The organism is Nesiotobacter zosterae (assembly GCF_033843645.1).
GTDB classification, from domain to species: Bacteria; Pseudomonadota; Alphaproteobacteria; order Rhizobiales; family Stappiaceae; genus Pseudovibrio; species Pseudovibrio zosterae.
The window spans coordinates 1-11,544 of record NZ_JAWXVZ010000021.1; the positions used below are offsets into that span (position 1 = coordinate 1).

The window sequence follows — 11,544 nt, forward strand, 5'->3', positions numbered from 1 at the left end:
ACCGCGGTCAACCAAAGGGCAAATGGCTCAAAAAAACAAAACAAACCAAAAACCCAAATAATCTTGCGTAACCTTACTAGCACACCAAAATACATAACCTCATATCCGGTATACTACAGAAGCGAGCTCGAATGAGGCCGTCAACACCCCATTTTCCGATTGAAAAAGTTCGAAAAATCAATTTGATAGGCGTCTCTATAGTATTTGACGGAGCGCGAAATATATCATTGTTCGTCGGAAAATTGTCTCCGGCAAAGCCCGCAATACTGAATAATATGTTTTTAAAACTCCGATATCTGATTCAATACGCAAATTGTGAGGAATTATATTTACCTCCACGAGAATCACGCGTTTCTTGAGGCATTGTTTGATAGCACGCTGCCAAGTCTCTGCTCGCCCTTCGACTGGGATTTCGGAATTGAGATAATATCAACAGATAGTCGCTTTATGGTGTGGTCTGGTATGGGTACGTGGTTGTGTCGAAGGCGGCCTTGATCCTCGGCTGGTTTATGGGTGGGTGCCACTTGGAGGCAATGGTGGCGGCCCAGTCAGAGGTAAAACAGTGCTCTCATTGTGTTTTGAGATCGGATGCCGAGGGTAGGAGCAAATGGCTCAAAAGCCAGATTTGGTGCGCGTGTTCGGCTAGCCGCCTCGGCTCATTGATTGGCCGCTGCCCTATTGGCTGCGGTTTGCATTTGTGGGTGAGTCGATTTTGCATTTGAGGGCCTGCGCAGCGAGGTGGGGCAGTTTAGTCATCCCCTGTTGGGCCAGTCGCAGATAAATCTTTGATTACGCTAATATATCGTCGTTACCCTATCGTGAAGCTGAATTGCATTCAATTAAAAAGCGATCTTGCGGCGATAGATTTCGACGTTGGTTCGACTTATTTGAGGGTCACTTCGGGCCATGTCGCCTGGCGCTATTGAACGGATATTCAATCCTGTGGCCTGCGAAAAATCCCATAAAAACAATGGATAACTCCGCAAATTGGAAAGGTACGCGATTTACCTGACTGGACTTTTAGGAGGTCTGATGGCCACAGTTTCATATATTCGAACGCGTTCGAAAAGGGAGAGGTAACATGAAATTGGGAGGATGGATTAATGTCTGCACCATCTGGGCATAAAGAAGGGGCCATTGACAAGTGGGTGTTCTATCCTGCTCTGATCGTGACCTTGGTTATGGGTGTTTACTTTGTATACGACCCGGCTGGCTCTAATGCTATTCTAGGTCAGTTACACAAATTCACGACCAACGAATTGGGTTGGTTCTTCTTGCTGGCGACCGTTGCTGCTGTGGTTTTCTGCCTTGTGCTGGCCATGGGACGCATGGGGGGGGTCGTTCTCGGTGATCCAGGCCAAAAGCCAGCATTCAGCACATTCACATGGATCGGTCTTATCTTCACCTCTGGTACAGGGGGTAGCTTGCTGTACCTTGGCAGTGTGGAGTGGATCTGGATCATGCAGGCGCCGCCGTTCGGTGTTGAGCCTGGCTCAGCAGATGCTGCCCGTTGGGCTTCGGCCTATGGCATGTTCCACTGGGGGCCTTCCGCTTGGGCATGGTACATCTGCTGTGCTATCCCTATGGCGTATTTCTTCTACATTCGTAAGCAAAAGAACATGAAGGTTAGCGAATTCGTGCGTCCTGTACTTGGGAACTATGCAGATGGCTTTGCGGGGCACCTCTGTAACTTCCTGTACATGTTTGGCATGATTGGCGGGGTTATGACCTCCCTGGCGCTAGGAACGCCACTTATCTCAGGCGTAATTGTTTATCTCGCTGGGTGGGAGTCAAGTAATCCGTTCTTGGATACTTTCGTGATCTTCCTTTGGACCTTCATTCCACTTGTTGCGCTCATTTTCGGGCTTCAACGCGGGGTCTCTGTACTTTCAGAATGGAACGTTCGGGCCGACATCGTGATGCTGATTGCGATCCTTGTTTGCGCGCCGACAGCCTTCATCCTGAACCAGTCTGTCGACGGTCTTGGTCTTCTGCTGCAGAACTTCATTTACATGAGCTTCGTAACGGACGTTCTGCGTGAAACCGGGTTCCCTCAAGCTTGGACGGTCTTCTACTTCTCTTGGTGGGTTGTATATGCGCTTCCATTTGGCCTCTTCATCGCGAAGATTTCCAAGGGCCGTACCATCCGTGAAGTTGTTGCTGGCGGTCTGATCTTCGGTTCCCTTGGTTGCATGGTCTTCTACATGGTCCTGCCAGGCTTTGGAATTGATCTGCAGATGACAGGCGAAGCTGACCTTATGGCCGCAATGAGTGAAGGTGGCCGTGGCAAGGTGGTAACCACCATGTTGTCTCACCTGCCAATGTCGAGCCTGTTCATCTTTGCCTTTGGTGCGATCACGTTGATCTCCTACATCACTGGCCACTGTGCGGTAGGCTATTCACTCGCGGCGGCTACTCAGGAAGAGCTGCGTGACGATCAGGATCCTGCAAAGTGGAACGTGGCGTTCTGGTTGATCCTTGCTGGTGCGGTTTCTCTGGGTCTTTACTTCATCAACCCGGAATCTCTGAAGCCTCTTCAGACAGTATCCATTCTGACCGGCTTCCCACTGGTGTTCGTGATCTGGATTCTGTGCCAGAGCTTCATGAAGGCTATCAAGCAGGACTTCGCGGAAGGTCTGCCTGCCCCTGATGGACAAAACCGGATTTGGCTCGAGCTGGATGCTCAAGGCAATGGTGTCAAGGAACCAGCGGCGAAACCAGCTGCAGAACCTGGCGCGGTAGCTGTTCCAGCGGAATAACAAGACTGACGCCCCCGGCACCGCCGGGGGCTCCCCCAACAGATTAGTATTCTCAGGTCTTTGGATAATAAAATGAACACGATAGTCGAGCCGGTCAGAGAAACACCAGTCATGATGGAAACGGATGTACTGGTTGTCGGTAGTGGTCCATCCGGTCTTACAGCTGCAATTGCTTCCGCGCGTACTGGTGCAAAGACAGTAATTCTTGAGCGCTATGGCTGTTTTGGCGGCGTTCTCACTCAAGTAGGTGTCGAGAGCTTTGCTTGGTACCGCCATGAAGACACCGAAGATTGCGAAGGCATTGGCCGCGAATATGAGCGCCGTGCAAAGGAACTGGGCTTCACCCGGCCAGAGCCGCAATCCGTCAGCGAAGTGATCGACACAGAAGGTTTCAAGTACGTTGCCGACCGCATGTTGGTAGAGGCGGGCGTCACACCGCTGCTTCACTCCATGGTCGTTGATGTGGTTATGGAAGGCGACGCGCTGAAGGGCGTGATCGTTGAAGGCAAGTCCGGCCGCAAAGCTGTTCTAGCGAAGAAGATCGTTGATTGTACGGGCGATGCGGATGTTGCCTACAAGGCAGGTGCGCCCTACACAAAGCGCGACAAAAGCGAACTGATGGGTGTAACCGTCATGTTCAACTGCGCTGGCATTGATGTGCCGAAATTCAAGAAATTTGTTGAAGAAGATCTCAAGCCAACTTACGCCGACTGGGGCAAGAACTGGGACGTCATCACCGATGAAAAGGAAGATGACATGTTCAGTCCCTACATGGAGGATGTCTTTACCAAGGCCCATGAAGAAGGCGTGATCCCAGGCAATGCCGGGGCCATCGCAGGCACCTGGTCGACCTTCACAGAAACAGGTGAAGCGCTTCAGCTCAACATGGTCTATGCGTTCGGCTTCGACTGCACGGACGTTTTGGACATCACACGCGCTGAAATTGAGGGCCGTCAGCAGGCAATCTGGGCCATTGATGCATTGCGCCACTATGTGCCGGGTTTTGAAAACGCGCGTTTGCGCAATTTCGGCATGACGCTTGGAACGCGTGAGTCTCGCCTCATTCAGGGTCAAACCCGTGTGACCAAAGAACACGTGCTTAATCAGGGCCGTTGCGATGACAGTATCGGCATCTTCCCAGAGTTCATCGACGGCAGCGGCTATCTGATCCTGCCAACCACGGGGCGCTATTATCAGATCCCATATGGCTGTCTTGTGCCTCAAAAGGTCGAAAATCTGATCGTAGCCGGCCGCTGTATCTCTGCAGATGTGATCGCACACACCACCATGCGCAACATGATGTGCTGTTCGGTTACAGGCCAGGGTGCCGGCACTGCGGCAGCTTTGGCGGCAATGGATGATGTGAGCTTCACCGAGCTCGACATTGCCAAGCTGCAGAAAACGCTGCGCGATCAAGACGTGCGTATTGACTAATCGGTGGCGCGTTTAGCGCCCCGACTTAGGGAGTTGGGTTTCATGAGAGAACAACGTGAAACAGTTGATGTGGTCATTGCGGGTGGGGGAACCGCCGGTCACGTGGCAGCAATCCAGGCGGGCCGTGCGGGGGTCAAGGTGTCCTTGATCGAGGCGAGCTCAATGCTTGGTGGCACCATGACCGACGGCGGCGTGTTCATGCCAAACCATTGGCATTCACCACGACAAGCCGTTGTGCAAGGTATCGGCTGGGAACTGTTCAAGCAGTCCAAGGAAGTAGAAGGTCTTCGGATCAAGCCAATGACCGAACGCCGCGCTGTAGATACGCCGGGGTACTACAGCAACATCAATGTGCCGATCTATGCCACATTGGCCGAGCAGGCTGCGCTGGAAGCCGGTGTTGAAATCCACTACCACGAATTTATCGGGGAAGTGCATCAGGACGGCAACGAGTGGGAGGTCATCTCTTTTGCGCGCGGCATCAAGCGCATTACACGCTGCAAGGAGTTGATTGACTGTTCGGGTGATGCTGACGTTGTTCGCGCTCTGGGGCGGCCTGTAGACAAGGCCCGTGCCCGCCAGCCTGGCACGCTGCAATACCGCATTGAAGGTATTGACATGCAGCAGGTGTGGGAAGGCGAGGCTCAGAAGATCTATGATGAGGCCATGGAAAAGGGTGAGTTGGAGAAGGGCGACTGGGCTTACTTCGGCATCTATCCATTCCTGTGGTACTTGCAAATGGGCGGCCACAACGCCACGCATATTTATGGCTGCGATACCTCTGACGCAGATGGCCAGACCGCAGCCAATATTGAAGGCCGCAAGCGCATGTTGCGGATGTTTGAATTCGTGAGGGACCGTATTCCGGGCGCTGAGCGGGCTGTGCTCAAGCAGATGTACACCCGCGCCTTGTCTCGTGAAGGCTGCCGAGTGATCGGAGAGCACGTCGTGACGCTTGATGAGTTTATGGCCGCAGTGCCTTACGACGACGCTGTCTGCAACGCATTCAACTACATCGACCTTCACAATGAAGACAATGGTTGCGAAGAAATCTTCCATGAATCTGAAGAGCTTATTCCGACCGTACCTTTCCGGGCGCTAATGCCAAAAGACACCAGCCGTCTGCTTGTTGCAGGGCGCATTCTGTCTGCCGACAGAAAATCGCTGGCAGGTATTCGAGCCCAGTGCACATGCATGGCCATGGGGCAGGCAGTAGGAGCTGCTGCTGCCCTTGCTGTTCAAAGCGGGAGAGCGTCTCGCGATGTTCCGGTTGCGGATATCGTTGCGCTCACCGTCGAGAACGGCGCAGTGCCACTGCATTAAAGAACATCTCGCGAGGCGTCATCAGCCGCCCCGCGGGAATGCTGAAATGGCACCAAAGCAGGTAGGTAAACTATGAATGTAGGAGCTGCTTGACCTGTCTGGTCTCGGGTTTCTGAGGCCATCAAGGTGAGATCAGTCGATCCAGATGAAGACCGTAATGCGGAAAGGCTCTCAATATGAGAGGTCCGCAAACGCCGGAGCTTTGCTTGGTCGAAGTCCCATCAATCAACAAAATGAACTTATCAAAAGTATAAATTTGATTTTCTATTGATAAGTTTATGTAAAAATAAAGTTTAACAAGATGATGACTATGTAATAAGGCGAATAGATCAAAAGTTTATACGTTGTTATTTCATGTCATATCACGTGTGTTGCTGGTTTAACCTCTGATCGAGTTTGGAACTCTCTCTCAATGAGACCAATCTTGTCGGCAATGCAATCCAAGATACGGAGAGAGCACATGGCTAAGATGCGGGCGATTGAAGCTGCAGTCCAAATCCTGAAGAAGGAAGGCGTGAGCGTTGCATTTGGCGTTCCGGGCGCCGCAATCAATCCATTCTACGCTGCTATGAAGACCTTGGGCGGGATCGAGCACATCATCTGCCGTCACGTTGAAGGCGCAAGCCACATGGCCGAGGGGTACACCCGGGCCAAGGTGGGCAACATCGGCCTTTGCGTTGGCACATCCGGTCCTGCAGGCACCGACATGATCACCGGCCTCTATGCGGCCATGGCAGATTCCATTCCGATCCTCTGCCTGACCGGTCAGGCACCTGTTGCGAAGCTGGACAAGGAAGATTTCCAGGCCGTCGACATCGAAGCGATTTCCAAGCCAGTTACCAAGATGTCAAAGACCATCCGGGACGGTGGCCAGATGCCGGGTTACTTCCAGCGTGCATTCTTCGAAATGCGGTCCGGTCGCCCAGGTCCAGTTCTGCTTGATCTGCCGGTCGACGTTCAGATGCAGGAAATCGAATTCGACATCGATCTCTATGAGCCAATGACGCCGTCCAAGCCAAGCGCCACCCGTGCGCAGGCCGAACGGGCGCTGCAGATGCTCAATGACGCCGAGAAGCCAGTGATTGTTTCTGGCGGTGGTGTTCTCAGCGCTGGTGCGGCTCCTCTGCTTCAGGAACTGGCTGAAATCACGGGTGTTCCTGTCATCCCAACATTGCGCGGCTGGGGCTCGATTCCAGACAGCCATGAGCTGATGATCGGCAAAATGGGCATGCAGTGTAACAATCGTTACGGCAATGCGAACTTCCTTGAAAGCGACTTTGTCTTCGGCATTGGAAACCGCTTCGCGAACCGCCATACCGGCCAGCTCGACACTTATCGCAAGGGCCGCAAGTTCATCCACGTAGACATTGAGCCTACGCAGATTGGCCGCATCTTCTCACCGGACCTTGGCATCATCTCTGACACCGTTCCGGCTCTTAAGCGCTTCATCGAAGTGGCAAAGGAAATGAAGGAAAAGGGTGAGCTGAAGGACCGCAGCGCTTGGGTTGCCGAATGCAACAAGCGCAAGCGCACCATGTTGCGTCGCACTGACTTTAACGACACGCCTATCAAGCAACAGCGCGTGTTCCACGAAATGAACAACGTGTTTGACGGTGACACCCGTTACGTTGCCACCATCGGCAACACTCAGATCCAGGCCACTCAGATGCTGCATGTGGAGCGTCCGTTGCACTGGATCAATGCGACACAGGCCGGCCCCCTCGGCTGGACCATGCCTGCCGCAATCGGTGCAGCCAAGGCTGAACCGGAGAAGGAAGTTGTTGCTATCTCTGGCGATTATGACTTCCAGTTCTTGCTCGAAGAACTGGCCGTCGCCGCTCAGCACAACATTCCCTACATCCACGTGCTGGTAAACAACGCTTACCTCGGTCTGATCCGCATGTCTCAAATGGCATTCAAGATGGACCACTGCCTCGACCTCGGTTTCAAAAACGTCAATGTCGATGAAAACGTAAACGGTGGCTACGGCGTTGACTTCAAGTCCGTTGCAGAAGGTCTCGGCTGTAAGGCCATCCGCGTCTTTGATCCTGCTGAAATCGAACCTGCGCTGCGCAAGGCACGTGAGCTGCGCGATGAGTTCAGAGTTCCAGTCGTTGTCGAGTTCATTGTTGAACGCAAGTTGAATGTCTCCATGGGGCCAGACATCGACAAGGTCAACGAGTGGGAAGAAGTCATCGATCTCGAAGAATAAGACTCTTTAGGTATCAAGGAGTGAACATGCCTAAGTTAACAGCCAATCTGTCGATGCTCTTTACAGAGCTAGACTTCATGCAGCGGTTTGAAGCCGCGGCGGCCGCTGGGTTCAAAGGTGTTGAATACCTTTTCCCTTATGATTTCGAAGCGCAGGCGATTAAAGCTGAGTTGGACGCCAACGGCTTGCAGCAGGTTCTTTTCAACCTGCCTGCTGGCGACTGGGCGAAAGGTGAACGCGGCATCGCATGTTTACCGGGCCGTGAGGAAGAGTTTCGCACTGGCGTGGACAAGGCGATCGCCTATGCAAAGGTGCTGGGCAACACGCAGGTGAACTGTCTTGCTGGTTTTGTCCCGGCAGGTGTAAGCCAGGAGCAGGCCGAAGCGGTTTTGATCGAAAACCTGCGTTATGCCGCACCGCGCCTCAAGGAAGCTGGCATCCTGCTGCTGCTGGAAGCTTGCAACACTCAGGATATGCCCGGCTTCTGCGTCAATACCTCTGCGCAGGCTCTTCGTTTGATCAAGGAAGTTGGCAGCGACAACCTGCAGTTCCAGTACGACATTTATCACATGCAGATCATGGAGGGTAACATTGCCAGAACCCTCAAGGACAATCTCTCGCAGATTGCGCATGTGCAGCTGGCAGACAATCCTGGTCGTCATGAGCCAGGTACTGGCGAACTCAACTATAGCTTCTTGTTCAAGCACTTGGACGAGATTGGCTATCAGGGTTGGGTTGGCGCTGAGTACATCCCATCAAACGGTACCGTTGAAGGCCTTGGCTGGCTGAAAGACTACAAACTTATCTAATTAGGAGTGAACTAAAATGGCAAAGATCGGTTTCATCGGTCTCGGTATTATGGGCAAGCCTATGGCTGGCCATCTCATCGAAGCAGGTCATGAAGTACACCTGCACTCCATTCCGTCCATTCCTGCTGAACTGGTGGAAGCTGGCGGCATCGCTTGCGAAAGCGGCAAGGAAGTTGCTGAAAAGGCCGAGATCATCTTCGTGATGGTTCCGGATACCCCGCACGTAGAAGCAGTTCTGTTCGAAGCCGGTGGTGTTGCGGAAGGTCTGTCCGCAGGCAAGATCGTGGTGGACATGTCCTCCATCTCGCCTTTGGCAACCAAAGAGTTCGCAAAGAAAATTCGCGAACTTGGCTGCGGTTATGTAGATGGCCCAGTGTCCGGTGGTGAAGTTGGTGCGGTAAACGCAACCCTTTCCATCATGGCAGGTGGATCTGAAGAAGACTTCGCGAAGGTGAAGCCCTTCTTCGAGCTGATGGGCAAGAACATCACTCTCGTCGGTGAAGCAGGCGACGGTCAGGTTGCCAAGGTCGCAAACCAGATCATCGTTGCACTGAACATTGAGGCTGTTGGTGAGGCTCTCTTGTTCGCATCCAAGGCTGGCGCAGATCCGGAAAAGGTACGTCAGGCTCTGATGGGCGGTTTTGCGTCCTCCAAGATCCTGGAGATCCACGGCGAGCGCATGGTGAAGCGCACGTTCAATCCTGGCTTCCGGATTGAACTGCACCAGAAGGATCTCAACCTCGCACTGTCCAACGCAAAGGCTATGGGTCTGTCCTTGCCAAACACGGCGACAGCGCAGGAACTCTTTAATGCTTGCTCCGCAAATGGCGGTGCCGCATGGGATCACTCCGGCATGGTGAAGGCTCTCGAGCTGATGGCAAACCACAAGGTTGCCGAAGACGCCTGATCCATGCACCTGTGAGAGGGTGCTTCATGCTCCACTTCGTTGGCGCCCTCTCACTCCTTCCAAGATGCCGACGGCGCTGACGTTCTGTTGGCTGTCTGCTTCAAGCAGGTCAATCCGTTGAGATTGGGTTGCTTCAATCAGATGAGTTGATCGGCATATAGCTGAGTAAGGCTTGCACACCACCCCGTTGCATTTGGGAGATGCATAAATGACCAAAGCTCCAAAAGAGTTGCTTCGCAGTTTGTTCGATGCCGCTGTAGCCTCCGCGCAGCCAGCCGTCTGCGTGCCGCCATTTCTGCCAAATGATGTGAAAGGCAAGCTGGTTGTCATCGGCGCGGGCAAAGCATCTGCAGCGATGGCCCGTGCCGTTGAAGATGCCTACGAGGGCGAGCTTGAAGGGCTTGTTGTCACGCGCTACGGCTATGGCGTTCCTTGCGACAAGATCGAAATTCTGGAAGCGGCTCATCCCGTGCCGGATGAAGCAGGCCTTGAGGCCTCGCGGCGGATGATGGACTACGTGTCCAAACTGGGTGCAGACGATACAGTATTGTGCCTGATTTCAGGCGGCGGCTCCGCGCTCCTGCCGCTGCCCGCTCCGGGCATTTCGTTAGAAGACAAGCAGGCGGTGAACAAGGAGTTGCTGGCTTGCGGTGCCACAATTAACGAGATGAACTGTGTGCGCCGCAATCTCTCCCAGATCAAAGGCGGCCGCCTTGCTGCTGCAGCACATCCGGCACGCATCATCAATCTCCTTATCTCCGATGTACCGGGCGATGATCCGGTCAACATTGCTTCCGGTCCCACCGTTCAGGACACGACCACAGTCTATGACGCACTTGCGATCATTGAGCGCTACGGCATCGCACTCCCGGAAGCTGCCAAGGCGCACCTTGACCGCATGAAGGAGGAGGCCGATGCCAAGGGGCCGAGCGGTGCAGCGCCTCTTTCTCTGGAAGGGGTATCCATCGAAACTCACATTGTCGCTTCACCGCAGCGAGCGCTCGAAGCTGCGGCCGACGTCTGCGCCCAAGAAGGTATCCCGGCCTACATCCTCGGCGACAGCATTGAAGGTGAAGCTTCCGATGTGGGGGTAGTTTTTGCGGGCCTCAGCAAGCAAATTGTTTCTCACTCCCAGCCGTTCAAGGCACCTTGTGTGCTTCTTTCTGGCGGTGAGGCCACTGTTACCTTGAAAGGCAAGGGCCGCGGTGGGCGCAATGTTGAGTTCCTGCTTTCCTATGCCGTGACCATGGGCGGGGCCAAGAACGTTTATGCCCTGGCAGGGGACACGGATGGCGTTGACGGCGTTGAAGAAATCGCTGGCGCGATCTGTGACCCAACCACCATCGAGCGGGCTTGGGAAAAGGGCATAAGCCCTAGCGCATCATTGGCAAACAACGATGGGCATGGCTTCTTTGAGGCGCTTGGTGACAGTGTGATTACCGGGCCGACCATGACCAACGTGAATGACTTCCGTGCCATCTTGATTACTGAGGACGGGCGCTGACTTTCTGCCGGATGCGCCACAAGCGTCAGAAAGTCGGTTTGCCTTGAAAGGCGGCGCTCTGGTGGGGGCGCCGCTTTTCTTATGACGAGGGAGGTGAGATTCGTATGAAGCGACCTCTGTTTACTCTTCTGCGTCTTGTTGGATGAGATCGGCCAACCAATTATCGATAAAATCGAACTAGTTCGAATTTCCTGTGAAAAAGCCATTAGCCTAAAGACTAATCGAAAAAGGGGCGGTTTTTGGGCCACTCGAAGTCGCCCATCCCCTGAGCCTATACTTGCGCATGCATTGAGATCTGAGTGGGCGTGCGAGCGTTCAATTAAGGCTTTATATTTCAATGAACTAACTGAAATTATGCTCCGGTTTGCAAGCGAGAGCTTTCGCAAGTCGGCGGGCGGCTGACGTCATCTAGAACGGCAAAACAGCAGGCGTGATCGTTGATCTTAAGGGGTTCGGTAAAGTTCGTAGGCGGCTTCCCGTATTTTTTGTGGTGTTTTGGTCCTCCATAGTTGTTGTTGTGAGATTGGACAGCAGGTGGCGGCCCAGTTTGGGAGGACCGGCCTGCCAATGAAAACTTCTTGCTGCCCTTCTGGGCG

At 53.6% G+C, this 11,544-nt stretch carries 7 protein-coding genes; all 7 read left to right on the plus strand.

What is annotated here, in order from left to right; all coding sequences use genetic code 11:
• Positions 1 to 1,103: 1,103 nt before the first annotated feature.
• The 7 genes from Q3Y58_RS19325 (at position 1,104) to Q3Y58_RS19355 (ending at position 10,948) form a co-directional block, all read left to right on the plus strand.
• Positions 1,104 to 2,759: a BCCT family transporter gene (locus Q3Y58_RS19325; RefSeq protein WP_319623412.1), complete on the plus strand. Its 1,656-nt coding sequence runs from the start codon at positions 1,104 to 1,106 to the stop codon at positions 2,757 to 2,759.
• 72 nt (positions 2,760 to 2,831) lie between these two features.
• Complete coding sequence (locus tag Q3Y58_RS19330) at positions 2,832 to 4,193, plus strand: FAD-dependent oxidoreductase (protein WP_274220323.1); 1,362 nt, start codon at positions 2,832 to 2,834, stop codon at positions 4,191 to 4,193.
• A 42-nt stretch (positions 4,194 to 4,235) separates the two neighbouring features.
• Entirely contained in the window at positions 4,236 to 5,516 is a 1,281-nt protein-coding gene (locus Q3Y58_RS19335; RefSeq protein ID WP_319623413.1) for an FAD-dependent oxidoreductase, read from the plus strand.
• A gap of 460 nt (positions 5,517 to 5,976) precedes the next feature.
• Entirely contained in the window at positions 5,977 to 7,728 is a 1,752-nt protein-coding gene (gene gcl / locus Q3Y58_RS19340) for a glyoxylate carboligase (RefSeq protein WP_319623414.1), read from the plus strand.
• Positions 7,729 to 7,754: 26 nt separating this feature from the next.
• Complete coding sequence (gene hyi / locus Q3Y58_RS19345; RefSeq protein WP_319623415.1) at positions 7,755 to 8,537, plus strand: hydroxypyruvate isomerase; 783 nt, start codon at positions 7,755 to 7,757, stop codon at positions 8,535 to 8,537.
• Positions 8,538 to 8,553: 16 nt separating this feature from the next.
• Positions 8,554 to 9,444 carry a 2-hydroxy-3-oxopropionate reductase gene (gene glxR / locus Q3Y58_RS19350; protein WP_319623416.1) on the plus strand — a complete coding sequence of 297 codons (891 nt, stop codon included), beginning with the start codon at positions 8,554 to 8,556 and terminating at the stop codon, positions 9,442 to 9,444.
• 208 nt (positions 9,445 to 9,652) lie between these two features.
• Entirely contained in the window at positions 9,653 to 10,948 is a 1,296-nt protein-coding gene (locus Q3Y58_RS19355) for a glycerate kinase type-2 family protein (protein WP_319623417.1), read from the plus strand.
• The last annotated feature ends 596 nt before the right edge of the window (positions 10,949 to 11,544 follow it).

Coding starts and splice junctions, on each gene's coding strand:
- Q3Y58_RS19325 (WP_319623412.1), top strand. CDS start 1,104: ATGTCTGCACCATCTGGGCATAAAGAAGGGGCCATTGACAAGTGGGTG.
- Q3Y58_RS19330 (WP_274220323.1), top strand. CDS start 2,832: ATGAACACGATAGTCGAGCCGGTCAGAGAAACACCAGTCATGATGGAA.
- Q3Y58_RS19335 (WP_319623413.1), top strand. CDS start 4,236: ATGAGAGAACAACGTGAAACAGTTGATGTGGTCATTGCGGGTGGGGGA.
- gcl (WP_319623414.1), top strand. CDS start 5,977: ATGGCTAAGATGCGGGCGATTGAAGCTGCAGTCCAAATCCTGAAGAAG.
- hyi (WP_319623415.1), top strand. CDS start 7,755: ATGCCTAAGTTAACAGCCAATCTGTCGATGCTCTTTACAGAGCTAGAC.
- glxR (WP_319623416.1), top strand. CDS start 8,554: ATGGCAAAGATCGGTTTCATCGGTCTCGGTATTATGGGCAAGCCTATG.
- Q3Y58_RS19355 (WP_319623417.1), top strand. CDS start 9,653: ATGACCAAAGCTCCAAAAGAGTTGCTTCGCAGTTTGTTCGATGCCGCT.